The organism is Musicola paradisiaca NCPPB 2511, assembly GCF_000400505.1.
Taxonomy (GTDB): Bacteria; Pseudomonadota; Gammaproteobacteria; order Enterobacterales; family Enterobacteriaceae; genus Musicola; species Musicola paradisiaca.
In genome coordinates this window covers 2,467,257-2,493,579 of the sequence record NZ_CM001857.1, presented here as the reverse complement: position 1 = coordinate 2,493,579, position 26,323 = coordinate 2,467,257, and the positions used below count along the sequence as shown (strand labels likewise).

Here is a 26,323-nt window from a genome sequence, read left to right as displayed (position 1 = left end):
TAACGAGGATCATGTATGCGTATGAATATTGGGTCAGGCGGGCTGGCGATCGGCGCCGGCGCATTGCTTTCCGCCATGATTGGCCTTAACAGTCAACTGGCGGTTTACAGCTCACCGGCCGCGGCGTCCTGGGTTGCTCATGGCATCGGTACGCTTGCTGCGGGCGTACTGTTGCGAGGATTGTGTTTTTTGGGGCAACAATCGGCTGTGTCGTCGGGCCAGCCTGCGCCCTGGTGGGCATGGTTAGGCGGCATTCCCGGCGCGATGACGGTTCTGCTGGCGGCCATCACCGTCAATAGCCCGTTGGCGCTGTCCGGATCGCTGGCGCTGATGTTGCTGGGGCAGATGCTGTTCGGTATGGCGACGGACGTGTGCGGCGGGTTCGGCATGGCTAAACGCCGGCTGACGCCGCGTGATGGCGGCGCATTGCTGTGCGTGTTGGCGGGGACGCTGCTGCTGATCATGGCGGGACGGTGACATGGCTATCATGATGATACTGGCGGTGCTTAACGGGGGATGCATCGCCTTGAGCCGGTTGTTGAATGGACGACTGGGTATGGCCCGAAGCGCGTTTTTTGCGTCGTTTTGGAATCATCTACTGGGGTTTTTATTCCTGACGCTGACGTTGTGTTTGTCCGGCGATCTGCGCAGCGCGGTGCCGAGCGGCGCCCCTGCCTTCGCCTGGTTGGGGGGCGTCATCGGCGCATTGTTTGTCGCCGTCAACAGCTACGTATTGCCGCGGTTGGGCGCGATGAAGGCCACGCTGCTGGTGATTGGCGGCCAAATGCTGACCGGTGTGTTGGCCGACGCATTCAGTCATGCGACGACGGCGCCGTGGGTGCAGATAGGGGGCGTCGTGCTGATTCTGGCGGGGCTGTTTCTCTCCAAAACGCCGGCGACAACGTCGGGTGAACATCGGCGGGAGCAACGACAGGTGTGGTGGTGGAAGCGCTAGGCGGCGCCTTTAATCACGGATGGCGTGGGTATCGCGCCACGGTTTCATGCGGTGGCACGGGCCGATAGCCATCACTAGCGGCCCGCTGCGGTATTAGCCGCTGACGTTGACGGCGGCAGCGACGGCTTTAGCCAGCGCGACGGCTGCGTCGGTGCTGTCGGCGACGGCGAGCGCCACGCCCATCCGGCGTTTGCCGGCGATGTCCGGTTTACCGAACAAACGGATTTGCGTATGCGGTTGCAGCGCCTGTTCAAGCCCCTGATAACGCACGTCGCTGCTGGTCAGTTCAGGGAGGATCACCGCAGAGGCCGACGGGCCGTACTGACGAATGGCGCCGATCGGCAGCCCAAGGAATGCGCGCACATGCAGCGCGAACTCGGACAGCTCCTGGGAAATCAGCGTAACCATGCCGGTATCGTGCGGGCGCGGCGACACTTCGCTGAAAATCACCTCATCGCCGCACACAAACAACTCCACGCCGAACAGGCCGTAACCGCCGAGCGCGCTGACCACCTTGCCGGCGATCGCTTTGGCGCGCTCCAGCGCCAGCGGGCTCATCTGCTGCGGCTGCCAGGACTCACGGTAGTCGCCATCTTCCTGCCGGTGGCCGATCGGGTCGCAAAAATGCAGGCCGTCGGCGGCATGGATAGTGAGCAGGGTGATTTCGACGTCGAATTTGACCACCCCTTCAACAATCACCTTGCCGCCGCCGGCACGGCCGCCTTCTTGCGCGTAGCGCCAGGCATTTTCAAGCTGATCGGCGCAGCGAATCAGGCTTTGCCCCTTGCCGGAAGAGCTCATCACCGGCTTGACGATGCAGGGATAACCCAGCTCGTCGGCGGCCTGACGAAACGCACGCTCATCGGCGGCGAAACGGTAGGTGGAGGTCGGCAAACCAAGGGTTTCAGCCGCCAGCCGCCGAATGCCTTCCCGGTTCATGGTCAGACGGGTAGCTTCGGCACAGGGCACCACTTTTTGCCCCTGTTGCTCCAGCGCCACCAGGGTTTCCGTGGCGATAGCTTCGATTTCAGGCACGATGTAGTCAGGGCGCTCCAGCGCCACCAGCTGCGTCAGCGCGTCGCCGTCCAGCATATTGATGACATGGCTGCGGTGGGCGACCTGCATGGCAGGCGCATCGGCGTAGCGATCGACCGCGATCACCTCAATCCCCAGACGTTGACACTCAATCGCCACTTCTTTTCCCAGCTCGCCCGAACCCAGCAGCATAACGCGGGTAGCGCCGGGGCGCAGGGCTGTTCCCATTGTTAACATAAGCCTGATACCTGATGGTGTTGTGAAAAAATCAAAACGGGTAATCCGAACCGCCCGAAGTATAAGCGAAAACGTTTGCGTGCGCATCCGCTCAGGAATCTGGCGCAAGCCTCGCGATACCGGCAGGACAAGTGCGGTGCCATAACCGGAGCAGAAACATCCGCCATCCGCTGGGATGCGTATCGTAAACGCGGAGTAGAACGGTTAAACAGCGGATAAAAAATGCGGAGCCGCTTCAGGAAAATCAACGGACAGCCCGGGCAGGCTGGATCCAGCGATTGATCCGTGGCACGCTTGCGCCCAATCCAAACCGGCGCGTCAGCACAGGAGTCCCCTCATGAAAGCCCCCATCGCCGAGAAACGTCCCCATGCTTTAACCCTGCACGGCGATACCCGTATCGATAACTATTACTGGATGCGTGATAACGATCGCGAAGACCCCGCCGTGTTGGCCTGGTTGCAGGAGGAGAATCGCTACAGCGAGCAGGTGATGGCGCCGTTCGCCGCCGTGCGGCAATCGCTGTATGACGAAATGGTGGCGCGCGTACCGCCGGCGGATTGGTTGGTGCCTTATGTGAAACGCGGCTACCGTTACCAAAGCCGGTTCGAGCCGGGTAAAGAGTACGCCATTCACCAACGTCAGCCGGAGTCGGAAAGCGACGCCTGGCAGATTTTGCTGGATGGCAACCAGCGGGCCGCAGGGCATGAATTTTATCAGTTGGGGGCGCTGGCCATCAGCCCGAACACCCGTCTGATGGCAGTGGCGGAGGATGTGCTGTCGCGCCGTCAGTACCGTGTCACGGTGCGCGATCTTGCCAGCGGCGAATGGCTGGCGGACACGTTGGAGAATGTCTCTTCCGCCGTCGAGTGGAGCGCGGATTCGCAGACGTTGTATTACGTTCGCAAGCATCCGCAGACGCTGTTGCCTTATCAGGTCTACCGTCACCGGCTGGGGGATGACCCGGCGCGGGATGTGCTGGTGTATGAAGAGGCGGACGATGCGTTCTATTTAAGCCTGGATAAAACCTTTTCCGAGCGCTATATCCTGATCTATCTCAGCAGCACCACCAGCACGGAAATCCTGCTGTTGGATGCGGACGACCCGCATGCGGTACCGCAGGTCTTTGTGCCCCGCCGGCCTGATCACGAGTACGAACTCGACCACCTTCACGATCGCTTCTATGTCCGCTCCAACCGCGGCGGCAAAACGTTTGGGCTGTATCGCGCCCTCGATGCCGGAGAGGATGCCTGGGAAACGCTGGTGCCGCCGCGGGCCGAGCGGGTGCTGGAAGGGTTCGTGCTGTTTGATGACTGGTATGTGCTGGAAGAGCGGGAACAGGGGTTGACGCATCTGCGTTATGTGAACTGGCAGACGGGGAGTGATCGGGCGATCGCCTTCAACGATCCGACATACGTCGCCTGGCTGACGTTTAATCCGACGCCCGAGACATCGCGGTTGCGCTATGGCTACTCGTCCATGACGACGCCGTCCACCGTGTATGAGCTGGATATGGCTACCGGCAACCAGCAGGTGTTGAAACAATCGGACGTCAAGGGGTTTAGCGCGGATGACTATTGCAGCGAGCGGTTGTGGATCGCCGCCCGCGACGGCGAGCCGATCCCGGTATCGCTGGTGTATCACCGTCAGCACTGTCAGTTGGGCAAAAATCCGTTGTTGGTTTACGGCTATGGCGCCTACGGCAGCAGTATGGATCCGGAGTTCAGCATCAGCCGGTTGAGTTTGCTGGATCGTGGTTTCGTCTTCGCGCTGGCGCATATTCGCGGCGGCGGCGAGTTGGGGCAGCGCTGGCATGACGGCGGGCGTCTGCTTAACAAGATGAATACGTTCACGGATTTCATCGATGTGACGCAGGCGCTGGTGGCGCAGGGGTATGGCGACGCCGGGCAGGTGTTCGCCATGGGCGGCAGTGCCGGCGGTTTACTGATGGGGGCGGTGGCCAATATGGCGCCGTCACTGTACCGGGGAATGGTGGCGCAGGTGCCGTTTGTGGATGTCGTGACCACCATGCTTGATGAGTCGATTCCGTTGACCACCGGGGAATATGACGAGTGGGGCAACCCCAATGAAGAAGCCAGCTATCGCTATATTCTCCAGTACAGCCCGTATGACGGCGTGACGTCGCAGGCGTATCCGCATGTGCTGGTCACGACCGGGCTGCATGATTCCCAGGTGCAGTATTGGGAACCTGCCAAATGGGTGGCGAAACTGCGCGAATTGAAAACGGATGATAACCTGCTGCTGCTCTGCACCGATATGCGAGCCGGTCATGGTGGTAAATCTGGCCGTTTTGCTGCTTTCGAGGATATTGCGCTGGAGTATGCTTTCTTGCTGATGGTGCGCGGGCAGGATGCGGCGGGGGCTGGCGGGCCGGCCTGACACTATAGCGGAGCCGGGCGGTGCATCAAACCCGACACGGCGTGTCAGGCGGATTCGCCGTCCGGCCCCTCACTGCATGAGGCGATACAGGGATAGCATAATGCAGGTTCCGCAATTTGACTGACGCACACGGGTGCTGGTGGTTGTCTCGATCAGTCAGCGCCATTCAGCGGCAGGGCAGGTCATTCGGGCACCGAAGTGCGGGGAGGGCGCTGTCGTCGCCGGGTGACGGCCGGTTACGCAGGGAACTCAGTTGCTGTCGGGTTGCGGCTGAGCTCGTTTGGCACGCTTTTCCGCCCGCTTTTCTGCGGCGGTTTTCAACGGTTTTTTCTTGCCGTCTCGCTTGCGATCCATTCCTTTACTCATTTTCGTTGCCTCGCTTGATAAAAGGTAGGTTTGCCCGTTTATTAACCTCCTGTTCGTTGGGCGATGCAAGTAAAAAAATGCGCTTTACCGGCGCGGAATATTCTGGAATGACAGGGTGTTTGTAGTGATTTAATCCTGCGGATGAAGGATGAAGGATGAAGGATGAAGGATGAAGGATGAAGGATGAAGGATGAAGGATGAAGGATGAAGGATGAAGGATGAGGGATGAGGGATGAGGGATGAGAGATGAGGGATGAAAATACGCCCGCTCGGGCTGGTGAAAAAGGCGTTGGCTATCAATGGGGCCGTAAACAGTGTGTCGGCGACGGCGCTTTCATCCGCCGGTGAGCGCCGTCGTGAGGAGGAGCCCGCCGACGGCGCCGGGTGTTAAGCGGATTATTTCGCTTCAGGATCGTAGGGCAGGGTCGAGAACTGATGGGAGATTTCCCGATAATGGGCAAGCCGTTCGCGGAAATAAGCGCGCAATGCTTCGGGCTGTTGTTGTTCTATCTCTGCCGCAATCACCGGCATATTGTAGCGCTCGCGAAAAGCAATACCGGATGCCGCCAGATCCACATTCACTCTCTCCATCTCTTCGAAAGAAAGCTCGGCCAGATTTTGTGTCATGATCTCCTCCTGTCGGTTGCGCCACAAGGTAATGCAGAACGTGGAGGTTGGCAAATGCTGCGTCGACACACCAGAGAGAAGTGCGTATGCTGCGCCGTTAATGATGATGCCTCCCCCGAAGAACAGACAATGCCGAAGCCTACGTTTTCTTTCTGGATGAACGACGCCGGGCGGCGTCGCCAGCGTGTATTAACGGCCGGTGATGCCCTGGCCGTCGTTGTGATGTGAAGTGAACCATGACGCCGGAATGGTTTTATGTGCTGTTGCGCTGGGTGCACGTTGTCGCGCTGATGTTGCTGGCTGGTGGTGCCTGCTATGGCGCCCTGTTGGCCCCGCCGGCGTATCGCGCTCGTCTGCAATATCAGTTGCGGTTCCTGCTGATGATCTGTTGCGGCGTCACCTTGTTGAGCGCCGGGGCATTGCTGGCGCTGCAACTGGTGTTGATGAGCGGCGACTGGCTGAATCTGCGTGATCTTGCGGTGTGGCAGGCGGTGCTGGATACCCGGTTCGGTCAGGCATGGCGCTGGCAGCCGATCGCCGCGCTGCTGGGCTGCCTGTCGCTCTTGTCGCCGGGAATGATGCGGCAGCGGCTGGTGTTGCTGGCGGCGCTGGCGCAGCTGGTCGGCATGGCGTTCACCGGGCATGCCGCCGTGCTGGAGGGCGGGCCGGGGATGTTGCAGCGCGCCAATCAGGCGTTACATCTGATCTTTACTGCGTTCTGGGTCGGCGGGTTGCCGCCATTGTTCTGGCTGGTAAGGGCGTCAACGCATCCGCAATGGCGGGCTATGGCGATCCGCACCATGTTGCATTTTTCCTGCGTGGCGCACTTCGCCGTGGCGGGCTCGATCTTGACCGGGATGATAAACGTCGGCTTTATTGCTGGCTGGCCGCTGGATTTTTCTTTGCGGTATAACCAGTTACTGGCGCTTAAAGTCGTGCTGGTGGCGTTGATGGTCGGCATAGCACTGTTTAACCGCTACCGGGTTGTACCCCGATTTCGTGGCTGTACTCGCTGGGCGGAGCGTTGGTTTTTCCGCCTGACGAGTACAGGCATGCTCCTGGCGTTACTGGTGTTGTTGCTGGTTAGCGATTTTGCCACCCGTTCTCCCGGCTAAGTCGCCGTCGCGTTTCCTGCCTGCTGCTGTATGTGGTGGCATCGCGACTGAATAATCCGGAGAGGTTTTTTTATCAATGGGCGACTCCCGCAATAACAATAATTACCACCGGGCAAGATGCGTCAAATATAGCCGTCATACTGCACATTGCAGGCGTATTGGTTGCGTTCGTTCACCCGAATCTTTTATCCGGGGGAGTTCATCGGGATTCACTCTCTGGTTGACTTCCGGCAGCCAGAATTATTTTGGGGATAAATGATGAGGGATCAGAAAAATGAAAATAATTATCAATGAAAAGTGATAACGTTTTGAATTTAAGTTGAATTGCTTGATGCTTTGGTTAATTTTTGTTTGTGGTTTTGTTGTTTCAATGCATAATTTCCCGTGTCAATCACCTGCCAGTAAAATAAGGAACGGCTATGTTAAAAAAAGAAATGATCCAAAAGTTGAATGAACAACTTAATCTGGAGTTTTATTCAGCCAATTTATATTTGCAAATGAGCGCCTGGTGCGGCGACAAAGGGTTTGAAGGCGCCTCCGGTTTCTTGAAAAGTCATTCCCGTGAAGAAATGGAACATATGCAGCGCCTGTTCGATTACCTGGATGACACGGGGAGTTTACCGGTGCTGGGCGCTATTGCCGCGCCGCCGGTGGATTTCGCCTCATTGCAGGAGGTTTTCACATTGACTTATGAGCATGAACAGTTGATTACCAGCAAGATTAATGAACTGGCCCATGCCGCCATCACGTTGCAGGACTACTCCACCTTCAATTTCCTACAGTGGTACGTCGCCGAACAGCACGAAGAAGAGAAACTGTTCAAATCGATCCTCGACAAACTGGGTATGGTCAACGCCAACGAAGGCGGGCTGTTCTTTATCGATCAGGATCTGAAAAAGATGGCGACGCCATCAGCATAACCGTGTCGTGCGGCAATACCGTCGGTGGTCGTCGGTATTGCCCTGTTTGCGCCATGACGTCGCCGTGCCGTAAGTTTTCCCCTCCCGCCTTGTCGTCCATGCTGTCCATGTCGCCGTTGGCTCGACTTCCCCCGTAGCTGCCGCTATCATCCGCGAAAACCGTATACATGGAATGAATGATGAAAAAGTTCGTATTGAAAAGGTTCGTGATGAAAAGGTTCGTCTTGTCACTGGTGCTGACGACGCTGTCCGCCAGCGTGTGGGCTGCGCCCAGGATTGCCAATCTCAGTAAACTGGAATATGGCGCCCGTTGGGCGTTCAATCGGGAAGAGGTGCAGTTGATATGCCGCCCCGGTAATGCGTTGTATGTGATAAACCCCAGTACGCTGATGCAGTATCCGCTCAACGACATCGCACGCGAGCAGGTTCGCTCAGGCAAGGTCAACGCCGCCGCATTGGATGTGATACAGCTGGACGACCCGGCGCAACCTGGCCGAAAAATCAGCCTGCAGCCCTTTATTGAGCGTGCGCAGATGCTGTGCCAGTGAAAGCAACGCCCCTGTTTCAGTATATGCCAAACACGAGATCCGCAGAATGCGAGCCTGAAATGGCAATCATTTCAGCTTTGCGCGTGTTGTCACAGAGTGTACTGAATGTTGCGGAAAGGTGCGGGGGGAATAATGGGAAACTGGAAATTGGAAACGAGTCGTCTACGCTTAAGGAGCGGGTCAGAACATGGCCTGCACAAATGCCAACTTTTAGCGCACGGCTCTCTCCTAAGAGCCATTTCCCTAGACCGGATACAGGAATCGTATTCGGTCTTTTTTTTATCCATTGATTCTTAAACTAAAAAGAATCATTCCCGCCTCTGGACGGAAATGCTGCCTCTGGGCTAAAGGGTGATTTATTTTTTTCACGAAGATCGGGAGAGTCATCCTCCACCTGCATAGCGTTATCACCGACCAATTTTGGCATGCATCCGTTTTTCGCATTCATTTCTGCCGGCGACCCGGCTGGCCATGGCGTCATGAAACGTAGATAAATAGGCTAATGCTAACCTGCAATTTTTCCTAAACCCTGTTGAAATGCAAGGAGAATAATGCCGAACAATATCCCGAAGGCGGTAAAAACGGATCGTGCCGTTATTGCATTTTTAATTAAAATAAAAAGAAATCTTGCTAAAAATAATTATACATGCGTTAATGCTGCGTCGGTTTGATATACAGACATTAAAGCACGTTAGTAAAGCAGCCATAATTCAAGAGTTATCCATAGATACCCCTTCTTTTTGTGCCTCCTATATTTAAAACGCTAATTAAAATCTGTCATGCAGGCCATATCGCCGGAAGGCTCTATATATTAAAGGTAATCTCTATGTCTAATAAAATGACTGGTTTGGTAAAATGGTTTGATGCGGGTAAAGGCTTCGGTTTTATTACTCCGGATAACGGTAGCAAAGATGTATTCGTACATTTTTCCGCTATCCAGTCTGATGACTACAAAACGCTGTACGAAGGCCAGAAAGTGGAGTTCGTGATTCAGCAAGGCCAGAAAGGGCCTGCGGCTGGCAACGTTACCGTACTGTAACACTGAGCAATGAGGCTTAACTTGCGATAGCGATGAGGGTTTAAACCGGAGCAGTCAAGATAAGTTTTCTATTAAACCCTGGCGTAAAGCCGGGGTTTTTTGTTGTCTATTTACAGTGTAATGAAACAGTGAAATCGAAAATGATGACTTCCTGCAAGGGTAATTGCGATTTTCGTCAACCGAGCATATTTTTCGCGATGAGTAGAGAAACTAAAAATAACGGGAAATTCGGTTACGATCCGGTTTTCGGGACGACATGATATGCGGTTAAACGGGGCGGATTTATTATGACAAATAATTCGATTGAGCGTTCAGACTGACATTGTCTAAGCAACCGGATATTGGTGTAACCAACAATATTTTCATGACCGAAGGCGGCTATTCGCAACGTGTCGGTGGTCATCATCGCTATAACAATAATGCTATTAGACGCATTGAGCTCCAAATGCCGTTATCACAAGAAGAGCCCGGTACCGTCGGCCAACAACGTTTTTGCCATTCGGTCGCCTGGCTGGCGGCATGACCGGCGCATCGTGCACCGGTAGCTGCACCCGGAAGTCATCATCCCGGTATGAACTTATGCATACAGCGATTTTTCGCCCACCGGCCGGGTTTTAAAACGCCGGTGAATCCACAGGTATTGCGCCGGTGCGCGCAGGATTTCTTTTTCAATCACTCGATTTATATACGCCGCGGCGGCGGATTCGTCATTCTTGGGATAATCCATCAGTTCCGGTTCGATGAATAGCCGATAGCCGCTGTTGTCCGATTTTCGAATCAGCGTGATGGTCAAAATGGCGGCATTCGAGAGCCGGGAGAGCACATAGGTGCCGTTGGTGGTGGCTACGCTGTTGACGGCGAAAAACGGCGCGAAGGTGCTGCCTTTAGGGCCATAGTCCTGATCGGGCGCAAACCAGACTGCTTCGCCCTGTTTGAGGGCGTTGACCATTTCTTTCAGATTGCGTCGGTCAATCATCGCTTTATTCGAACGCATCCGGCCGCGTGTCTGCACCCATTCCAACAACGGGTTATTGTGCGGGCGGTACATGGCCATCATGGGTTGACACAGCCCCATCACCCGGCCGCCGAGATCCAGCGACATAAAATGCACGCCGACGACCATCACACCGCGCTTATTCTGCTGCGCGTCACACAGGTTGCCGTAACCCTGCACATCGAACCAACGACGGATGCGGCGATCCGGCCAGAACCAGGCCATGCCTGTCTCCACCAGCGCCATGCCGAGAGAAACGAAATTTTCATCGATCAGTTTTTCCTTTGCGGCGTCGGAATAGGTTGGGAAACACAGATCGATATTCCGCCTGGCGATGCGTTCCCGCCTTTTCAGCAAGGGGCGTGCCGCTTTTCCGGAATATTTACCCACGCGCACCAACCAGGGGTAAGGAAGCTGAACCAGCAGAAACAGAACGATAAGCCCGCACCAGAGCAGCCAGTAACGGGGGTGGAAGAAAGCGCCTGAAAAACGAACCGCTTTGTTCATGGTATTCCTTGTATCATCAATGAGGTATGACATGAAAAGCTATACAGCATGGTGAGTTATGTTGGGTGTTAGAGTATGCCTGTCGCATAAGATTCCATGGTGCAATGTGGAGAATTAAGAAAGAGGGATTGGGATGTGCTGAATGAATCCAACGTGCTTTGATTTTCCGTGCGCACGATAGCACAAAATGCGTATTCGGCGATAAGTCCGGAGCGGGCGATTACGTGAAATTTACATTGGCTCTGCAGCGCGTTGGGTGGCGCGTATCGCGGCTGTTCGCTGGAGTGGCGCTGGGTGGAATACTCCCAAATAGGGCGGGGTACACATTTTTTCCGGGAGGAATCGACTAGGCTTTATTCTGTTGCTTGTTGATGTCAACGCGGTAGGCAACACGTTTGCGGTTAACCATGACTAACCAGAGGACGTTTCATGTTTCCAGAATATCGCGAGTTGATCTCTCGTCTTAAACTCGAGCACCCCCGCTTTATGCTGTTGTTTGAACAACATAACCAGCTTGACCATGATATCGCCCGGCTTGAAGGGGCTAACCGTCAGGGGTACGGCGATGAAGTCGTCAGGCTCAAAAAAGAGAAGCTGCATCTGAAAGATGAAATTTACAAGATCTTGCAGGAGGAAAGTGTTCATCCTACGGCCTGATTTTGTTGGCTTTTGGGTTTATTGATAATGAAACCGCCGCGTTGCCCAGCCTGCGGCGGTTTTTTATGGCCCACTCAACCGCCTTGTGGGCGTGGTCATCAACAGGTTTCGGCGCGGCCTGATTGTCGTTGGCGTTAAATCAAACAGAATGTCAGCGGTTTCTTTTTAACGTATTAACTATACCCCTTGAGACGCAATCAACATCGCCTTCGGTGACGGCGGAATGCTTGTCATCACTCTTGTTCGTGTAAATATTCGAATTGCTATTCGCCTTATCAATACTTATTAATCATGCCTGACTATTGATTGTTTTTTGAGAAATATCACGGCAGGTGGTCGGTATTATTACTTTTAATATAATGGCAATTATTTTGCCGTACAGGCTAATACTATTTTCTTCTGGAGGATGAAATGAGACGAATTATGCTCACGATAATGTTTGCGGTGACTGCTTTTCTTTTCCTGAATCAGGCTGAGGCGCGAAATATGCGACTCAGTGATGATCAGGTTAAACAAAAAATAATCGATGAATCGATAGCCGGGTATTCCGGCACATGCGCCTGCCCGTATAATTCAGCCAGGAACGGCAGCACCTGCGGCGGTCGCAGCGCCTGGAGCCGCAAAGGTGGCGCCGCGCCGACGTGTTATAAAAATGAAGTGACAAAAGAGCGCGTAACCCGATGGCGCCAGCAAAATAACGCCGCACCGCAGTGATACCGATACCCCTGTTATCCCGCACCTGGCACGGTAAATCTGCACGGAGTAATGATGACAGTGATCGTTATTCGCCTGCTATGTCATGGATAATGCGAGTTGCAGGCAATGACGCCGAATCCCTGTTGCTTACGGCGATAAGCGACAGGGACGCCTGAGTAACATCCGCGTATTAGCAACGTGAACCCCGTGAATAACATGATGAGCAAAACAATCCGATGGGGCAGGCGTTAACATCATCGTCATGTCGGCCAGATCGAGTATGAGGCGTTATCAATCTGAAATGTCGGATATATTATCGGGTCAATAGCATTGATGGATTGCATAAATAGGTACGGCGTTGTGATTTTTTGATTATTCAGTGATATTACTTTAAGAGGATATATTTAATATCATGCTAATTATTCATTATACCCGTCATACTTCACGTTGCCGGTGTGTTGGCGGCGTTTGCTCACCCGAATCACTTACCTGAGTAAGCGCATCGGGATTCGCTCTCTTGCCGCGTTACAAGGCTCTTACGAGCCTTGCCCTAAAGGGCCAACGCGTGGCGTTGTTCAACACGCGAGCGTGTTGTCCTGCAACTCGAATTATTTTAGGTATAGATCAATATTTATCGTTAATTGTCATCGTCTGGAATAACTGTCCGTCGGAATAACGACAATACCATTCATGGATGAAGGAAATAACATGGATTATTATTCGCTGAAAAAGATATTCTCTGGGCTTCCTCATGCTGATGAACCAAATTTCAAAGAATTAGAAAAATTTTATGACCACCACAAAGTCAGTATTCTCTCCACATTGCCCTGGATGATTTCCGAACTGATTGAGAATGACGGTTTCGATTGTATGTCGGAATTTGTTCGTCTTCATGGCGGCAGTCGCCTATACCTGAATAAGGATCGCATTCGGTTTATAGAAAAAACCGGGATCGCCATTTCTGAAAAAACCTACGCGACCTTTACCCGCAATACGGCGCCGAGCGGCGTATTGGATATCCCTTCCGCATGGGGGATATTCCTGGGGTTAAGGAAAGTCGCCGTCAAATCCGTGCTGGCTCAGGGCATCGGGATGCATCAGATCGCGCGGGATTTTGGTGTCACCGCGCGTTCATTGCGCAAAATGCTGCGGATGGACGGCCTGTAACCGCCGCGTCGCGCCAATAACGCCTGCCGGGAGGGACTTTATGCGGGGCGGGCGAATGGCGCCCGCGCCAGCTGCTGAGCGTATGACCCGCCCCGGCAACGGTTTCCGATATCCGAAGCGGGCGTAATGGTGAGACCTCCTTAGAGTTCACCGTCGAGACGGTGACGCCAGGGGAAACGTTCCGCGAACGTGATCGGCTTGCGGAACAGCGCGGAAACGCTGCACAAGATAGCCACGACATAACGCGCCAGCGTAAAAATAACCATCCCGGTAATGACCGCCACGGCGGCTTGTTCGCCCAGCGCAATGACCCAGGCAGCCATGATGCTGGCGGCGACAACCCAGAAAATCAGCATACCATCACGAATCATTGACCAGCGCCGCGTGGTTTTGCCATGCAAAAGCCCCTTCGTTCCCCAACTGGTATCGCTGAAATTGGCCAGCGCATAGCTGGTGAGATAAAAACTGAAAGAGGTAAACAGCGGGAAATAGAGCAGGATAAATCGCCAGAGATTATGAAAATGATCGGGCGAATGCAGCGCAACGGCCAGTAATACAAGCGCCAGCAGCGATAACGACCCGCCGGGATAATGCCAAAAAAGCTGAAGCACCGGGCCGGTGACTAACAGCAGATTGATTGTCACCGCCAACAGTGAAGCCAGGAGTCGGTGCAGGCGTAATCCCCACGGGCTGCTCACACTGTAAATTCGGCTGCACAGCAGGATGCCGGCCCAGAACAGAATAAATCCGCCGGCGGCGAAAGAACCCAGCGGCTGCGATGCGGGCAAGCCATTCATGGATGCCGGTACCAGGCGGTTAACGGTCAACGAGCAGATAACCGCCATCAACGCGGGGAAAACAAACAGCGTCAACAACTGGCTGTAATTCCACAGCATCGACAGCAGGATTTCCAGCTTACGCATTGGCGAGAGCGCTGCATGCCGGAGTAGCGCCGGCAGCGCCGATAGCGTAGCGATCCTGACGGCTAACGTGCTGTTGATCCAGCGGCGACGTTGACGTACCAGTTCGGCGAACGTCGGGCAGGGATCGGTTTCCAGTACGGCGTTGGGCTCATATTCGGTGGTGGCCTGATGGTGTGGCGCGTTAACGATTTCAAACCCCAGCACCCGGTCTTCGGCCAAAAACTGATTGCGTTCGAGCAACCCTTGCGCAGCCAGACCGCGTAAATAGCGATGCATGGGCGTTGCCACGGCGTCGTGGGAAGAGCAGAACGTGGAATAACGAATCAGGCTGCACTGGCCCGGCACCACTTCCATATAGCGCAGCAAGTTGCTGACCGGCCAGTCGGTTATTTTTTCCCAGATAAAATCGCCATATTGCCAGTTCGTTACCGGGTTGAGCCCCGACGGCGGGCGTGTAACGATTCTGGCCGCCAGCGCGCCGCAGTCGGGGCGCAGCGCCATGTGATCCAGTAATAGCGGCAGACAATTCGCAGCAGGAATGGAACCGGCGTCGATCTGCAAAATATAGTCCGGCGTAATAAGGCGGCAGATATGGCGGAAAAACCAGGCGTGCGAATCCAACTTGCCGCGGTTGTGTTGTTTGGCGGCAATCAGCAGGGGCATCGGGCGCGCATCGCCGTCGGCGGGGAGATTCAGCGCCGTATGGAGCGTATCCAGAGACAGGGAGAGGTGCTGAATATGGACGCTGTTGTCGTCCGACGGGGCCGCAGGAAAAGACGGCGTCCAACCCAGCGCAAGCAGCAGCGCCCTAACCTCCGGGTGAAGATGCGCCTCGCCATCAATCAGGAGGCACGACACCAACGGTTCCCCGGCCGGCCGGCGTGTTTTCATGTGATGATGGTTTTCGATAAGCGAGATGAGCGTCGGCAATAAAACCCGCAGGGGTTCGTTGTACAGCGTAATGCAGGCGGTAACGTGGCTGCGGAGCGGCAATTCCGGGCCGGATAGCCACATATTTTGCCTGATGCAGGTGGCTGTTCGTCCGGGGTAAGGCACCGGCACGGGAGGCGTATATTCCCGGCTTGCGGGGGGTGTGTGTCTCATAAGCACGAGCTCCAATTTGTCAGAGAGTTATAACCGGAACGCCATCGGGGGGAACCCTTCCGCCGCCAGCGGGTTTTCCGGTAGTCGCCAGAACCGGGAGACGATGCTGGAGTAGATCGTGCGAAAATCGGTGGTGAAATACGGATTGCCCACGCCGTCCAGCGTCTCCAGACCGCTACGGGTGCCGTACAGTCCTCCCTCCAGCGAACCGCCCAGCAGCAGCACGACGCCGCTGGATCCGTGATCAGTCCCGCCGGACGCATTTTCCGCCGGTCGACGGCCGAATTCGGATTGCACCAGGATCAGCGTGTTGTCCCAGACGCCCATCGCTTTCAATCCCTGACGCAGCCCCAGCAATACGCGCTCGACGCTAGCCAGCAATGGCCCGTGCTGCTGCGCAAGTTGGGTGTGCAGGTCGAAGCCGGACAGGCCGATTTTAAATACCGGCGTTTCAACGCCGCTGTCGATCAACCACAGCAGTTGCGCCGCCTGCACGTAAAGCGGTTCGAGGTAGCTTTGGCCCGGGTATTTGAACAGGCGCTCAAAGCTATTGTCGCCTTTGAGTTTTTGGCGGATGCGATCGGAGATAAGACGGTGATTTTTCAGTAGGTTGGAAAGATATTCCGTTGACGGATTGACGGCCAGATGGTCGGTATTCAGCTCGCCGTAAGCGGGGCGCAACAGCGCTTTGGCATCTTGAATTTCCAGCGGCCTGACGCCTTTTTCATCCATAAAAATGTTCGAACCGGAAAGGATGATGCCGTCGGCGTCGTTTTTTTCCGCCCAGCGCGGATTGTCCCGCACCACCCGACCAACCCAACCGGATCGCACGGCGGCGTCGGTGATCGCCGTACCCCAGATCGTGGTCGAATCAAAGTGCGACAGGCTGTTATTGGGGTAGCCGACCTCCTGAACGATCGCCATCTCGCCCGACTGAAAAAGGCCGTTCAATGTTTTCAGCGCGGGGTGCAAGGCCAGCTCATCATTGAGGGGAATGACGTCACGCACCGGAAGCGACAGGGTAGGCCGATAGTGTGCATACAGCGGATCCCGGTAGGGAATCAAGGTATTGAGGGCATCGTTGCCGCCGAACAGTTCGACGATAATCAGCCGACGGGCGCCAATGCGCTGGCTGATGTCCTGTGGCGCGTTGGCCTGCAATGCCCCCGGCAGTAACGAAAGCAGCGAGACGCCGCCGAATAATTTCAGTAATTCCCGGCGTGAGTATCGATAGGATGAGCGCATAACGTTCTCCGGTGGCTATTTGAGGTGATAAGCAGGATCGAAGGTGTAGGCGCGAAAGGCCTCTTCGCGGAGCCGGTCAATGTCCTGCGCCGTCTGTATCAGCACCGGCGCCGGTGTGGTGTCCGACGCGCGTGCTGGCAGGCCATGCGGCCGGTCGCCGGTCGTCGGCGTCAGTTGCAGGTGGGCGGTGCCGTACTCGATGTTGGCGTTGAGCGGTGCGTGCAGATCGGCCAGCGTCGCCTGATCGTTATCGATGGGCGTCAGGTCGAACTGTAATTTTGCCGGGCAATAAAATGCGCCCCGCGGTACGTCGGTCGGGCATCGGCCGCGCTCTGCACCCACCCAGCGAGCATTCATGGGCGAGTAGCGTCGGCCGTTTAACGCGATCCAATTAATGAACAGGTGAGTGTCCGTATCCGGCGGAATAAATTCAATCGTCATGCTACGTGGATTGGCGGGTAACGCGGGCAACGGGATGACGGCGTTTTCCCACATAGGCTTCAACGCGCCGGATTCGTTCGAGGCTTTCTCATCCTCCAGAGTGCGGAGCCCGGCGGCGGCGGTAATGGTGCCGACGGGGACGCCATCCATGTTGACGGTGAAACGTGCCGGCGTGGCGCGGTACTCCGAACTGAAACGCAGACGGAGCCCGGCTGTGACGTCGGGCGGGTATTGGCGTGATTGCGCCACCGCCACCCAGAGGCGGCGCATAACACGCGCACGGTTGACCAGGCTGCTGATGGAAAGCCAATGGTTGCCGCCTTTCCAGCCGGAGACATCCGGCGCCATGAAGGCGCTCTGGCCGAGCATGTCGGCATAATCCACCAGAATTTTGTAGTCCGGCATCCGTAGCTGGGTGGTGCGGGCGAAACCGACGATCAGCTCCAGCGGCGATTTGATCAGGCTGAGACGGTTCTGGGGCCGCCAGAATGCGTCGCTGGACAAGAGCGCACGCAGGAACACCGTCAGATCATAGTCGCTATCACGCAGGATGGCCGCCAGACGGGTGATCTCTTGCGGGTCGGGCTGTGGCGCGACGAAGTCGAGGAAGAATTTTTTGGCGATGAATTCCGCCGTTTGCGGTTGTGCCAGCAAAATATCCACCAGATCGTCGATGGCGTCGGTTTTGCCGGCGGCGAGAGTCCGGCCCAGAATGGTTTTTTCTCCGCTGTCGGCGTCGGCCTCGTTCAGCCGGTAACGCCAGCCGTTTTCTCTCTCCACGGAATGGCCGGCCAGCAGCCGGGCTACCGTTTTAACATCCTGCTCGGTGTAGTTTCCCACGCCCAACGTGAACAGTTCCATCAGCTCTCTGGCCAGGTTTTCGTTAGGGTGCGAGCGCGTATTTTGGACATTGTCCAGGCCGCTCAACATCATCGGATCCCGCAAGATTGCCCGCAGTAGCTCGCGAAAATTGCGACCGCCCCACTGGCGAAATACCTGTAGTTGATCGTAGAAGGGCGCGGAAATGCGGGTGTTTTGAAAGCGGGAGACGAAATGGCCGTGCCAGAACAACGCCAGCCGATCGGCAAACGGCGTTGGGGTTTCGATCATTTCCTGCATCCACCCGCTCTGTAACTGCTGAATTTCATTGATGCGGTAAAAAATAACCTCGTTGCTTTCCCAGTTATGGCCCCAGTAATTGGGTCGCGGTTGAGAAACGAAACGCGGCGGCTGCAAATAGGGAGGCGCGGTGAGCGAATCGAGTAGACGCTCTACCGCCTGTTCGCGGGTCAGCGGCAGGTAAGCGGCCATCTCCTGCGTGTCGGCGCCGAAGCTGGTGCGTCCGAGCAAATGCGCGGCGTCGTCCGGTGTCAGCGCCTGAGCGGCGCTCGACAGCAACAGCGCGGCCGGCGCCGCAAGATGGAAAGTGCGCAGCAACGCCCACCAGGGTACCAAAGCCATATCGCGGATTCCTTTTATGCCAGGGGAAGGGGGGGTTCGAACCGTAAGCGAGGGAAGCATCCATGTGTTCGTCGGGGCCGACAATGGGGAACCGTTCCTCTCTGGGGAACGGTTCCTTCGTTGCGTATTGCGAAGCGCTACCAGAAAACCGCGCGTGCAGATTGCCATGTCCGCCGTTCCGGGACACCATGACGGCTCTGGTTGTCAACGAAGAAGGAACGGGCATGAAGGGTGAACATCGCTATGCGGTCAAGGTAACGTGGGAAGGGAATGTGGGCGCCGGTACGGAGGACTATCGGGCTTACGGTCGTCAGCACCGAATCAGCGTACCGGGCAAACCGGATATTCCCGGTTCGGCAGATCCGGCGTTTCGCGGCGATGCCGGGCGCTGGAACCCGGAGGATCTGCTGGTGGCTTCGTTAAGCGCCTGCCATAAACTCTGGTATCTCCACCTGTGCGCCACCTCCGGCATTTCGGTGCTCGCCTATGAGGATGAGGCGCTGGGCGTCATGCAGGAGGACGCGGCGCGCGGCGGTTATTTTTCCGGCGTGACATTACGGCCGGTAGTGACCGTGCGTGATGGCGACGATTTGGCGCTGGCGTTGACGCTGCATGAGCAGGCGCACCATCTCTGTTTTATCGCCAATTCGGTGAACTTCCCGGTGTCCTGCGAACCGCAGGCGCGCTATGCCGCGTGAGAGTGAAAAGGCCGCCGGGCGGCGCTGGCCACCCAGTTAAGCGTGGTTGCACCGGGGAAGCGCAGAGGGAGATTTCCGGCGGGATACGTTGCCCTATCGCTCGCGCCAGCGGCGTCTGAGGGGCCAGTAACAAGCATGACCGCCGGGCGGCGGTCATGGCAGGTATGACAGGTATGGCAGGGTAAGTCTGCGGTGCCGGGCGGGACGCTCAGCGGCGCCCGATGAGACGCTCAGATGTGCCGGGCGGGAAGGGCGGCGGCGCTGGCCTGTTGCTGGCAGGCGATGATGCTGTCCACCTGATCGGCGCAGTCGGCCAGCGCGGCCTCGGTGTCGTCCAGTTGGCTATTCAGATCGCCGTTGGTCTGTGGGCTGGCCGCCGGAAAGCGACAGGGCATTAGTCTGGGACAGCCATTCACGGTAAGCGTGACCGCCGGTGAGGACGGGGCGCTGGCGCAACCGGATAATATCAGCAGGCAGAGCGGTATCAGCCCAGCGTTTAAGTGCATCGTTCTCATGTTGTAACCTCGCAATGGTTTTTTGACGTTCGGAGAGCGCGGCCTGGGTATCGGCCGCCCGTTCGCGCAGTCGCGCTTGCTCGTTGTTGGTCTGTTCGGCCTGAACGGCCAGTGTGGTGAGTTGACGGGATGTTTCGTCCAGTGTGGTTTGTTGCAGTGCCAGCGTTTGCGCCTGCTGTTCGTTGAGCAGCCGTGCATTGTGCAGCCGCCAGGATTGCAGGGCGATACCGGAAAACAACGTCAGCGCCGCTGCGGCGGCAATCAACCAATCTTTCATGCCAGCCTCCCGCCGGATTGTTGATAACAGGTCAGCAGCCGGTCGAGGTTGTGCTCCCGCTGCCCGTAACCCGCGCCCGGCAACGATGCCCAGATGTTGTTGCACAGGCCGATGGCACAGGCGATGCGGCCGGCAATCACGGCGTCCAGCGCTTTTTGTTCGCGGATGAGTTGGATCGCCAGGGTGTCCTGCGAGGCGGGGCTGAAATCCGGCAGCCGGAGTCGGTTCTTGTAAGCGGGCCAGTAGCGATAGAGCTGCTGGTAGCGGCCGGCGGCGGTGGAGCGCTGCCCCTGACGGTTGAAGACCTTGGCGGGGCGTCCGTCGGCGAAGGGATGGTCGTGATAGTCGGTAAAAATTTCCGGCTTGCCGTCAATGCCGGTGACGATCACGTCATAGCCGCGGTTTTGCGTCAACGGGTGTGTGGCGGTGCCTTCGGAAAATGCCAGCATGTCGAGGAAGGCGGTGATGTTGGGGCTATTATTGCTCATCGTGTTTGTCCTCCTGGTTGGCGTTTTTTTCATTCAGTTGCCGGATGCGGCGCTGGATGATCAGTTCGATGGTTTGGTAGCCGGCGATGCCCAGCGCAGCGCCGATACCGTTAATCGCCACGGGCGACAGGTCGGGAAACTGCACCAGCGCGATCCCGGCCATCATCGAGACAAAGCCGCCCAGCAATACCCGGCCGACGAACAGCCGTAGTGTGATGGGCTCGCTGCCTGCCAGCACTTTGCCGACGGCAATCAACATGCCGATGATGAACAGGGAAATGAGGTTTTTGTCTGTTTCGTTCATGGTTGGGTCCGGTAGTGAGAAGGTTGCGGTGTTGGCACAGCGATATCCGCACGAGAATTGCGCCGCATATTGTTGGGCTGTGCACAGACCTGCATTAAATCAGTTCGCTGCCGGGCGGGGGCGCGATGGCGGTTGGTTTGTTATCCAGCAAACAACGGACGGCGTGGGTGAGCGCGAGTCACGCTCAATACGCTGCTTTTTTCTTCAAAAACAGTAGGGTATCGGTCGAATGGTGGACGATGGGCCACGCGGCGGGCGATGAGGATGACGCGAGCGGCGTGCAGGCGAAACCGTCTGGGCGGTGATAACGAAAGGCCGGGCGGTGGGGCCGCCCGGTGCGCGGTTCAGTTCGTCAGGTCAAGCCGGGCGGCGGCCTGTTCCGTCATCTGGCGCCGATGTGCGGTGAAGTCGGCGATACTCGTTTGAACGCTATGGGTGATGTCCACGGGCGCGGTGCGAGGCGAACCGGCATTGAACGGCGGGTGTGGATCGTACTCCATTTGTAGCTGGATGCGCTGGGCAAGCTCTGCCCCGTAAATATCCGCTACGACGCTGAGGGCAAAATCGATGCCGGAGGTAACGCCCGCGCCGGTGATGCGGTTCCTGTCCCGTACGACTCGCTCGGCGACCGGCTCCGCGCCGAGTAACGCCAGCTGATCCAATGCCGACCAGTGGGACGTGGCCCGGTATCCCCGCAGCAGGCCTGCGGCGCCAAGTACCAGCGAACCGGTGCATACCGAGGTGATCCATCGGGCCTGCGCCGCTTTGTGCCGGAGGAACGTCAGCGTTTGGTCATCCGCCATCAGATCAATCTGGCCGGGGCCGCCGGGGACGCAGATCAGATCAAGGTCGGGGCAGTCGTCGAAGGTGGTTGACGGCATCAGACCCAGCCCGCGATCGGCGCTGACCGGCGCACGATCTTTCCAAATCAGATGCACGCTCGCCTGCGGTATTCGGGCGAATATCTCGTAAGGGCCGGTCAGGTCGAGCTGCGTTAAGCGGGGAAACAGCAATAGTCCAATGGACAACGGGGGAATAGGTGACATGGGTGTGATCCTTAGGCGGTCTGGCGCCGTGCGATACTGGCAACGTCATCGGGGATGGCGACTCGGAGTGAACGGCGCATCGTCAAATCGACACCGTGTCGCCGCCCGATGCCGACGAATAGACGAATATCGGTTCGGAGCATGATGTCATTTTCGGGAACACGACACAAAGGCTACCGTCTCCGGGCGCTGGCGTCGGCTTTCTGACGCCGGCATCACGGCAACGTCGCAGCGTTCTGACGGGAGGCCGGCGCCGCTGACGTGCGGAAAAAACAACGCCGGGCAGGAGGGGCGCCCGGCGGTACAACGACGCGCATGGATGCCTGCGCGTCGGGCGATCAGAACGTTTCCCAATGGGTGTCATGGGATGCCTGGGGGGGCTGAACCGGGGCGTTGGCGAGCATCCTGGGCGCCGGTCGGCGTGTTTTTTCACCGATGGCGGCTGTCGGCATGCCGGACAATTGGAACAGTGCGACCGACTGGTTAAGGCTGTTGCTCTGTTCTTCCAGCGACACGGCGGCATTAGCCGACTCTTCCACCAGCACGGCGTTTTGTTGCGTAACCCGATCCATCTCGCTGACCGCCTGGCTGATCTGGTCGATGCCGCGGCTCTGTTCTTCGGACGCCGAGGAAATCTCGCCCATGATGTCCGTCACGCGGGTGACGGCGCCAACCAGTTCGCCCATCGTCTCTCCGGTGGAGGAGACCAACTCATGACCTTCCCGCACGCGATTGACGGAATCTTCAATTAATCCTTTGATTTCGCGGGCGGCATCGGCACTGCGGGTGGCCAGATTGCGGACTTCGCTGGCGACCACCGCGAACCCGCGCCCTTGTTCGCCGGCACGCGCCGCTTCTACCGCCGCATTGAGCGCCAGAATGTTGGTCTGAAAGGCGATGCTGTCGATAAGCCCGGTGATGTCGCTGATTTTCTGGGAGCTGGTGCTGATTTGCCCCATGGTGTTGATCACGTTATCCACCATTTTCAGCCCTTTATGCGCGGTTTCCGATGCGCTCAGCGCCAGTTGGGAGGCATGTCGCGCGTTCTCCGCATTCTGTTTTACGGTGGCGGTCAGTTGTTCCATGCTGGCGGCCGTCTCCACCAGCGAGGCGGATTGCTGCTCGGTACGGGAAGAGAGGTCGCTGTTGCCGTTGGCGATTTCGCTGGCGCTGCGATAAATCTCGTCGGCGCTGGTGCGTACTTTATCGACGGTCGCCGTCAGCGATGTTTGCATATGTCGCACGCTGTCGGCTAATTGGCCGATTTCATTGCTGTTCGCCAGTGCCAGCGATTGGGTGAGATCGCCACGGGAAATATGGTTCAGATGCACGATCACCTTATTTAGCGGCTTCAATAATACATGGCGGATATAGCGCCAGCTGCCGGTTGCGATGACGACGAGAATAATCACACAAACAGTAATGATAATAACGCTGTAATCATAATTCTGGCTGCTGCTGGAGACGGATCTGTCATTCAGCGCGTCGTTCTGTTTTTGATATTCTTCAAAAGATTTCTGAAACTGATCCTGTATTTTCTGTGTCGGTAATGCCTGAATGCCTTTAAGGTCTAGCGCTTTAATCAACCCCACGATCTGCTGCAATACGTTTCTTAGCGCTTGATAGTTTTCAGCAATATTTTTCGTCAGCTCGGCGTTCTGTTCCGGCAATGGCGTAATTTGACTGTAGGCGGCAAATTTTTTGTCCGCTTCAGCCAGCGATTGGCTAACCACTGCAATTAATTCAGCGGATTTACCGCTGCTGGGAATGTTGTTGGTTTCCGCAATCATACGGGCGATGGCGCGGTTGATGGTATTGCGAGTCTGGATAAGCGCTATCCAGGAGGCATTGAGTTCGTTGCCCTGTTTGCGCAGGGTTTGCGATACCACGAAGTTATTCCGATCATTCTTCATGGCGCCGAAGAAAAAACCGAAACTGGAGAGTTGAAGCACGCCTAATATCAGCAGTAATGAAAATAACCCGGTGACAAGTTTTATATTCCTGAACATATTCGCTACTCAATAGATGTGATTTTTTTGTAAAAAATACATCGGCATTGTAATGAGCGAGCTTTAGCCTCTTTGTATTTTTAATCACATGAATTACTTATATCTGCGGCAGCAGGATAATTGTTGTTATCAATAAAAATATCTGGCTTAAACAACCGGTGATGAGAAATTTTACGGGATTTCATTATTCTGTTTATGGCAAATCCTTCTGCTATTTTCGGCAATGTCGCCGAAAACGCCGCCGCGCCGATTAACCCCAGCATGATGAATGCCGCCGGCTGGCTATTCTTTCTCGGCGCGGTTCGGTTCGTCGGCTGGTTCCTTTATTGGGCGCTGGAAACGCCGTTTATCCTCGTACATGGCCGCGTCGGCCTGGCGTATCAATTCGTTGATGTTCAGCGTTGCACCTTGAGGCAGGAAAGCGGTACCGATACTGGCTGACAGCGTGATGGTTTGATTGAAGATTTTCACCGGCTTTTCAATCCGATTTTTCAATTTTTCACCGATGATCTGTACTTCTCTGGGCAGACAGCTTTGCTCATGGATGACCATGAGAAATTCGTCGCCGGAAAGGCGCCCGATGAAGTCATAGGCACGGGTATTCCGGCGCAGCAGGCGGGCAAAAACCTTGATCACCCGATCGCCGAACCCATGCCCGAATTGATCGTTGTAGTGCTTGAAGTTATTGATGTCGAAAAATAACAGCGCCAAGGGTTTACGGTGCTTTTTGTTGATGATGCGCGTCAGATGGTTGATGACGGCGCGGCGATTCGGCAGGCCGGTGAGGTGGTCGTGATTCGCTTCGAACACCAACCTGTCGCGCAGTGCCGTCAATCGGGAGATGTCGGTTGACAGAATATAGGTGCCATCCTCCGGCCGGGCTGCGGGCACCAGCTCGGTATGGTAGGTAATAAACTGGTTGTTCAGGGTATGTACGGTGTGTTCGAAAGACATCGGCAGCCGTTTTTGCCGCGACTCCTCCAGCCGGGGAAGAAATAGTGCTAACTCGGGCGGCTGCATGATGTTGTGAATATCCTGCTGGTAATAATCCTGCTGCTCGTCGCCCAGCAGTTTACGCAAATGGCGGTTGGTAAACGTGAAGTGGTTATCCGGGCTGATGCAGGAGACCAATGCCGGGATATGATCGGTGATGTCTTGGATGAATTGATGGCTAAGCATGAGCTCCTGCGTTCGCTGTTCTACGCGCTGTTCAAGCTCCTGACTCAGTTCACGCAGCGCCTGTTCGGTGGCTTTTAATTGGCTGAGATCGTGCAGCGCCACCTGCAGCCCGAAGATGCTGCCGTTCGGATTGTAGAGCGCGGAAATGGAGACCAGCATCCAGATGACGCTGCCGTCTGCGCGGAAATAACGCCGTTGCGCCATATCCTGGGATATTTCTCCCGAGAGCAGCCGTTGGTGGGTGGCGATAAGCGCCGGGAGATCGTCCGGATAGACGACCTGTTCCACCGGGAGCGTCAACAGTAGCTCCTCGCTGTATCCCAGTATGTTACAGAGTGCGGCGTTGATTTTTACTGGTTTCATGTCTGGCATGATCAACGCCAGTCCTACCGCAGCACGGGAGAATATCTGCTGATTGATGGATTCCATGTGTTGGAATTTTTCCCGCACCAGTTCGGCGTTTGCCTGCATTTCTACCTTTTGCAGGGTGGTTTGCACGATGAAAGCCAGGTCGCCCAATTGCTCTAGATCAGGCGGGCTGAATAGTCGCGGTTGATCGTGATACAGGCATAACGCACCGAACGCTTTGCCTGTCGATAGGTGGAGCGGGTAGCTGGCATGAAAACGTACCCGCGGTTCCCCGGTGACGAGAGGGTTGTTGGCGAAACGCCGGTCTTCCAATGTGTCGGGGACGATCAGCGGCGCATCGCCGTCGACGGTGTGGACGCAGAAGGAATGGTTGATCGGCGGTTCGGGCAGTGAAAAGTTGCAGTGATACAGGAACCATTGCCGATGGTCGTCTAACAGTGAGATCACTACGCTTTTTACCTGGAAATAGGATTGAACGATACGAATGAGCCGTTGCAGTTCTTCGGCCGGCTGAGACTCAAAAATTTTCAGCATACGCGCAAGGACGCGCTGTTGATGTTTATCGCTACGGTGGCGTAAGGGACTCATGGAGCAACCTTTATCAATGACAACGAGACGGCCGCAGTTCCCTGACCCAATGTTCTGACAGCAATGGATGTCCTGCTGCTGACAGGTGAAACTCGTTCAAGCTAATTCGGCAGCACCTATGGCGCGTACCGCAACCCTAAAGACAGTTATCGAACATCTTGACCGATGATTGTGTTTTTTTTTAAGAATTGTGTATCCGATCACCGATTAGACGCGAGTATCGTCTTTACCTGCTGCCTGCGTTCGCGAAGGCATGCGCTTAATCATTCGTTAAATAGGATAAGTGCTGAAAGCGTGAGTGCGCGTAGTAAGTAACTAAAAATAATACAGAATATTAGAATTATAAACCGGGTTTTTATTTGACGTCACCCGATTATTTTGTGATTTATAATTCACTTTTTGTGTTTTTTATCTT

General features: G+C 55.9%; 27 protein-coding genes and 1 pseudogene. 13 read left to right on the top strand and 15 right to left on the bottom strand.

Annotated elements, in window-relative coordinates:
• Positions 1–15: 15 nt before the first annotated feature.
• Entirely contained in the window at positions 16–477 is a 462-nt protein-coding gene (locus tag DPA2511_RS10955; RefSeq protein ID WP_015853828.1) for a DMT family transporter, read from the top strand.
• 1 nt (position 478) lies between these two features.
• Positions 479–955: a DMT family transporter gene (locus DPA2511_RS10950; protein WP_015853827.1), complete on the top strand. Its 477-nt coding sequence runs from the start codon at positions 479–481 to the stop codon at positions 953–955.
• A 93-nt stretch (positions 956–1,048) separates the two neighbouring features.
• Here the strand turns inward: DPA2511_RS10950 and purT are convergent, their stop codons facing one another.
• Complete coding sequence (purT, locus tag DPA2511_RS10945) at positions 1,049–2,227, bottom strand: formate-dependent phosphoribosylglycinamide formyltransferase (protein ID WP_015853826.1); 1,179 nt, start codon at positions 2,225–2,227, stop codon at positions 1,049–1,051.
• A 337-nt stretch (positions 2,228–2,564) separates the two neighbouring features.
• On the opposite strand from purT, the gene DPA2511_RS10940 reads away from it, so the two are divergent.
• Positions 2,565–4,625: a S9 family peptidase gene (locus DPA2511_RS10940; protein ID WP_015853825.1), complete on the top strand. Its 2,061-nt coding sequence runs from the start codon at positions 2,565–2,567 to the stop codon at positions 4,623–4,625.
• A gap of 619 nt (positions 4,626–5,244) precedes the next feature.
• Positions 5,245–5,382, top strand: coding sequence for a hypothetical protein (locus tag DPA2511_RS23465; RefSeq protein WP_015853823.1), 138 nt, complete (start codon positions 5,245–5,247; stop codon positions 5,380–5,382).
• Positions 5,383–5,387: 5 nt separating this feature from the next.
• Here the strand turns inward: DPA2511_RS23465 and DPA2511_RS10925 are convergent, their stop codons facing one another.
• Entirely contained in the window at positions 5,388–5,618 is a 231-nt protein-coding gene (locus DPA2511_RS10925; RefSeq protein WP_015853822.1) for a DNA polymerase III subunit theta, read from the bottom strand.
• 236 nt (positions 5,619–5,854) lie between these two features.
• Between DPA2511_RS10925 and copD the strand changes: the two genes are divergently transcribed.
• The 5 genes from copD (at position 5,855) to DPA2511_RS23460 (ending at position 9,763) form a co-directional block, all read left to right on the top strand.
• The gene (gene copD / locus DPA2511_RS10920; RefSeq protein WP_015853821.1) at positions 5,855–6,733 is read left to right on the top strand and encodes a copper homeostasis membrane protein CopD; all 879 of its coding nucleotides are present in this window, start codon (positions 5,855–5,857) and stop codon (positions 6,731–6,733) included.
• A 419-nt stretch (positions 6,734–7,152) separates the two neighbouring features.
• Positions 7,153–7,653, top strand: coding sequence for a non-heme ferritin (ftnA, locus tag DPA2511_RS10915; RefSeq protein WP_015853820.1), 501 nt, complete (start codon positions 7,153–7,155; stop codon positions 7,651–7,653).
• Between the two features lie 209 nt (positions 7,654–7,862).
• The gene (locus DPA2511_RS10910; RefSeq protein WP_023638320.1) at positions 7,863–8,201 is read left to right on the top strand and encodes a YebY family protein; all 339 of its coding nucleotides are present in this window, start codon (positions 7,863–7,865) and stop codon (positions 8,199–8,201) included.
• A gap of 826 nt (positions 8,202–9,027) precedes the next feature.
• Positions 9,028–9,240: a transcription antiterminator/RNA stability regulator CspE gene (gene cspE, locus DPA2511_RS10905; RefSeq protein WP_015853818.1), complete on the top strand. Its 213-nt coding sequence runs from the start codon at positions 9,028–9,030 to the stop codon at positions 9,238–9,240.
• Between the two features lie 322 nt (positions 9,241–9,562).
• Positions 9,563–9,763: a hypothetical protein gene (locus tag DPA2511_RS23460; RefSeq protein WP_155961687.1), complete on the top strand. Its 201-nt coding sequence runs from the start codon at positions 9,563–9,565 to the stop codon at positions 9,761–9,763.
• A 54-nt stretch (positions 9,764–9,817) separates the two neighbouring features.
• Here DPA2511_RS23460 and lpxP read toward each other — a convergent pair whose 3' ends face one another.
• Positions 9,818–10,741 carry a kdo(2)-lipid IV(A) palmitoleoyltransferase gene (gene lpxP / locus DPA2511_RS10895; RefSeq protein ID WP_015853817.1) on the bottom strand — a complete coding sequence of 308 codons (924 nt, stop codon included), beginning with the start codon at positions 10,739–10,741 and terminating at the stop codon, positions 9,818–9,820.
• 429 nt (positions 10,742–11,170) lie between these two features.
• Here lpxP and DPA2511_RS22845 point away from each other — a divergent pair, with 429 nt between their 5' ends.
• From DPA2511_RS22845 to DPA2511_RS10875, 3 genes are all read left to right on the top strand, one after another.
• On the top strand, positions 11,171–11,398 hold the full coding sequence (locus DPA2511_RS22845; protein WP_015853816.1) for a YdcH family protein: 228 nt from the start codon (positions 11,171–11,173) through the stop codon (positions 11,396–11,398).
• 435 nt (positions 11,399–11,833) lie between these two features.
• On the top strand, positions 11,834–12,112 hold the full coding sequence (locus DPA2511_RS23915) for a hypothetical protein (protein WP_404821626.1): 279 nt from the start codon (positions 11,834–11,836) through the stop codon (positions 12,110–12,112).
• A 690-nt stretch (positions 12,113–12,802) separates the two neighbouring features.
• Positions 12,803–13,261: a hypothetical protein gene (locus DPA2511_RS10875; RefSeq protein ID WP_015853814.1), complete on the top strand. Its 459-nt coding sequence runs from the start codon at positions 12,803–12,805 to the stop codon at positions 13,259–13,261.
• 140 nt (positions 13,262–13,401) lie between these two features.
• On the opposite strand, the gene DPA2511_RS21575 is transcribed toward DPA2511_RS10875, so the two are convergent.
• From DPA2511_RS21575 to DPA2511_RS10860, 3 genes are all read right to left on the bottom strand, one after another.
• Positions 13,402–15,198, bottom strand: a complete 1,797-nt coding sequence (locus DPA2511_RS21575) for a glycosyltransferase family 2 protein (protein WP_051122247.1) — start codon at positions 15,196–15,198, stop codon at positions 13,402–13,404.
• Between the two features lie 117 nt (positions 15,199–15,315).
• A complete protein-coding gene (locus tag DPA2511_RS10865) occupies positions 15,316–16,533 on the bottom strand; it encodes a DUF1501 domain-containing protein (protein WP_015853812.1) in 1,218 nt (405 codons plus the stop codon).
• A gap of 15 nt (positions 16,534–16,548) precedes the next feature.
• Positions 16,549–18,435, bottom strand: coding sequence for a DUF1800 domain-containing protein (locus tag DPA2511_RS10860; protein ID WP_015853811.1), 1,887 nt, complete (start codon positions 18,433–18,435; stop codon positions 16,549–16,551).
• Between the two features lie 224 nt (positions 18,436–18,659).
• Between DPA2511_RS10860 and DPA2511_RS10855 the strand changes: the two genes are divergently transcribed.
• A complete protein-coding gene (locus DPA2511_RS10855) occupies positions 18,660–19,133 on the top strand; it encodes an OsmC family protein (RefSeq protein ID WP_015853810.1) in 474 nt (157 codons plus the stop codon).
• Between the two features lie 230 nt (positions 19,134–19,363).
• Here DPA2511_RS10855 and lysC read toward each other — a convergent pair whose 3' ends face one another.
• The 9 genes and pseudogenes from lysC to DPA2511_RS10815 all read right to left on the bottom strand — a co-directional run bounded on the left by lysC (position 19,364) and on the right by DPA2511_RS10815 (position 25,908).
• Complete coding sequence (lysC, locus tag DPA2511_RS23910) at positions 19,364–19,648, bottom strand: Rz1-like lysis system protein LysC (protein WP_226376588.1); 285 nt, start codon at positions 19,646–19,648, stop codon at positions 19,364–19,366.
• A pseudogene (gene lysB / locus DPA2511_RS10845) lies at positions 19,575–19,925 on the bottom strand (Rz-like lysis system protein LysB); the annotation flags it as partial. The gene lysC and the pseudogene lysB, both read right to left, overlap by 74 nt.
• Positions 19,922–20,413 carry a glycoside hydrolase family 24 protein gene (locus DPA2511_RS10840; protein WP_015853807.1) on the bottom strand — a complete coding sequence of 164 codons (492 nt, stop codon included), beginning with the start codon at positions 20,411–20,413 and terminating at the stop codon, positions 19,922–19,924. The pseudogene lysB and the gene DPA2511_RS10840, both read right to left, overlap by 4 nt.
• Entirely contained in the window at positions 20,403–20,717 is a 315-nt protein-coding gene (locus tag DPA2511_RS10835) for a phage holin family protein (protein ID WP_015853806.1), read from the bottom strand. Before DPA2511_RS10835 ends, DPA2511_RS10840 begins: the two co-directional genes overlap by 11 nt.
• Positions 20,718–21,061: 344 nt before the next feature.
• Positions 21,062–21,763 (bottom strand): DJ-1/PfpI family protein, encoded by a 702-nt coding sequence (locus DPA2511_RS10825; protein WP_015853805.1) that lies wholly within the window; start codon positions 21,761–21,763, stop codon positions 21,062–21,064.
• Between the two features lie 11 nt (positions 21,764–21,774).
• Positions 21,775–21,906: a hypothetical protein gene (locus tag DPA2511_RS24115; protein ID WP_264176037.1), complete on the bottom strand. Its 132-nt coding sequence runs from the start codon at positions 21,904–21,906 to the stop codon at positions 21,775–21,777.
• 195 nt (positions 21,907–22,101) lie between these two features.
• Positions 22,102–23,772 carry a methyl-accepting chemotaxis protein gene (locus DPA2511_RS10820; RefSeq protein WP_015853804.1) on the bottom strand — a complete coding sequence of 557 codons (1,671 nt, stop codon included), beginning with the start codon at positions 23,770–23,772 and terminating at the stop codon, positions 22,102–22,104.
• Between the two features lie 80 nt (positions 23,773–23,852).
• Positions 23,853–24,035, bottom strand: coding sequence for a hypothetical protein (locus DPA2511_RS23450; RefSeq protein WP_153247096.1), 183 nt, complete (start codon positions 24,033–24,035; stop codon positions 23,853–23,855).
• A gap of 19 nt (positions 24,036–24,054) precedes the next feature.
• Entirely contained in the window at positions 24,055–25,908 is a 1,854-nt protein-coding gene (locus DPA2511_RS10815; protein ID WP_015853803.1) for a sensor domain-containing diguanylate cyclase, read from the bottom strand.
• Positions 25,909–26,323 lie beyond the last annotated feature (415 nt).

What these genes read in the sequence shown, in the direction of transcription:
- DPA2511_RS23465 (WP_015853823.1), top strand. Translation starts at nt 5,245, where the DNA reads ATGAAAATACGCCCGCTCGGGCTGGTGAAAAAGGCGTTGGCTATCAAT.
- DPA2511_RS10865 (WP_015853812.1), bottom strand. Translation starts at nt 16,533, where the DNA reads ATGCGCTCATCCTATCGATACTCACGCCGGGAATTACTGAAATTATTC.
- DPA2511_RS22845 (WP_015853816.1), top strand. Translation starts at nt 11,171, where the DNA reads ATGTTTCCAGAATATCGCGAGTTGATCTCTCGTCTTAAACTCGAGCAC.
- DPA2511_RS10825 (WP_015853805.1), bottom strand. Translation starts at nt 21,763, where the DNA reads ATGTCACCTATTCCCCCGTTGTCCATTGGACTATTGCTGTTTCCCCGC.
- purT (WP_015853826.1), bottom strand. Translation starts at nt 2,227, where the DNA reads ATGTTAACAATGGGAACAGCCCTGCGCCCCGGCGCTACCCGCGTTATG.
- DPA2511_RS10875 (WP_015853814.1), top strand. Translation starts at nt 12,803, where the DNA reads ATGGATTATTATTCGCTGAAAAAGATATTCTCTGGGCTTCCTCATGCT.
- ftnA (WP_015853820.1), top strand. Translation starts at nt 7,153, where the DNA reads ATGTTAAAAAAAGAAATGATCCAAAAGTTGAATGAACAACTTAATCTG.
- lpxP (WP_015853817.1), bottom strand. Translation starts at nt 10,741, where the DNA reads ATGAACAAAGCGGTTCGTTTTTCAGGCGCTTTCTTCCACCCCCGTTAC.
- DPA2511_RS10910 (WP_023638320.1), top strand. Translation starts at nt 7,863, where the DNA reads ATGAAAAGGTTCGTCTTGTCACTGGTGCTGACGACGCTGTCCGCCAGC.
- DPA2511_RS24115 (WP_264176037.1), bottom strand. Translation starts at nt 21,906, where the DNA reads ATGCTCCGAACCGATATTCGTCTATTCGTCGGCATCGGGCGGCGACAC.
- DPA2511_RS10940 (WP_015853825.1), top strand. Translation starts at nt 2,565, where the DNA reads ATGAAAGCCCCCATCGCCGAGAAACGTCCCCATGCTTTAACCCTGCAC.
- DPA2511_RS21575 (WP_051122247.1), bottom strand. Translation starts at nt 15,198, where the DNA reads ATGTGGCTATCCGGCCCGGAATTGCCGCTCCGCAGCCACGTTACCGCC.
- DPA2511_RS10925 (WP_015853822.1), bottom strand. Translation starts at nt 5,618, where the DNA reads ATGACACAAAATCTGGCCGAGCTTTCTTTCGAAGAGATGGAGAGAGTG.
- DPA2511_RS10840 (WP_015853807.1), bottom strand. Translation starts at nt 20,413, where the DNA reads ATGAGCAATAATAGCCCCAACATCACCGCCTTCCTCGACATGCTGGCA.
- copD (WP_015853821.1), top strand. Translation starts at nt 5,855, where the DNA reads ATGACGCCGGAATGGTTTTATGTGCTGTTGCGCTGGGTGCACGTTGTC.
- DPA2511_RS10855 (WP_015853810.1), top strand. Translation starts at nt 18,660, where the DNA reads ATGAAGGGTGAACATCGCTATGCGGTCAAGGTAACGTGGGAAGGGAAT.
- DPA2511_RS10815 (WP_015853803.1), bottom strand. Translation starts at nt 25,908, where the DNA reads ATGAGTCCCTTACGCCACCGTAGCGATAAACATCAACAGCGCGTCCTT.
- DPA2511_RS10835 (WP_015853806.1), bottom strand. Translation starts at nt 20,717, where the DNA reads ATGAACGAAACAGACAAAAACCTCATTTCCCTGTTCATCATCGGCATG.
- DPA2511_RS10955 (WP_015853828.1), top strand. Translation starts at nt 16, where the DNA reads ATGCGTATGAATATTGGGTCAGGCGGGCTGGCGATCGGCGCCGGCGCA.
- cspE (WP_015853818.1), top strand. Translation starts at nt 9,028, where the DNA reads ATGTCTAATAAAATGACTGGTTTGGTAAAATGGTTTGATGCGGGTAAA.
- DPA2511_RS10860 (WP_015853811.1), bottom strand. Translation starts at nt 18,435, where the DNA reads ATGGCTTTGGTACCCTGGTGGGCGTTGCTGCGCACTTTCCATCTTGCG.
- DPA2511_RS23915 (WP_404821626.1), top strand. Translation starts at nt 11,834, where the DNA reads ATGTTTGCGGTGACTGCTTTTCTTTTCCTGAATCAGGCTGAGGCGCGA.
- DPA2511_RS23450 (WP_153247096.1), bottom strand. Translation starts at nt 24,035, where the DNA reads ATGCTGGGGTTAATCGGCGCGGCGGCGTTTTCGGCGACATTGCCGAAA.
- DPA2511_RS10820 (WP_015853804.1), bottom strand. Translation starts at nt 23,772, where the DNA reads ATGTTCAGGAATATAAAACTTGTCACCGGGTTATTTTCATTACTGCTG.
- DPA2511_RS10950 (WP_015853827.1), top strand. Translation starts at nt 479, where the DNA reads ATGGCTATCATGATGATACTGGCGGTGCTTAACGGGGGATGCATCGCC.
- lysC (WP_226376588.1), bottom strand. Translation starts at nt 19,648, where the DNA reads ATGAGAACGATGCACTTAAACGCTGGGCTGATACCGCTCTGCCTGCTG.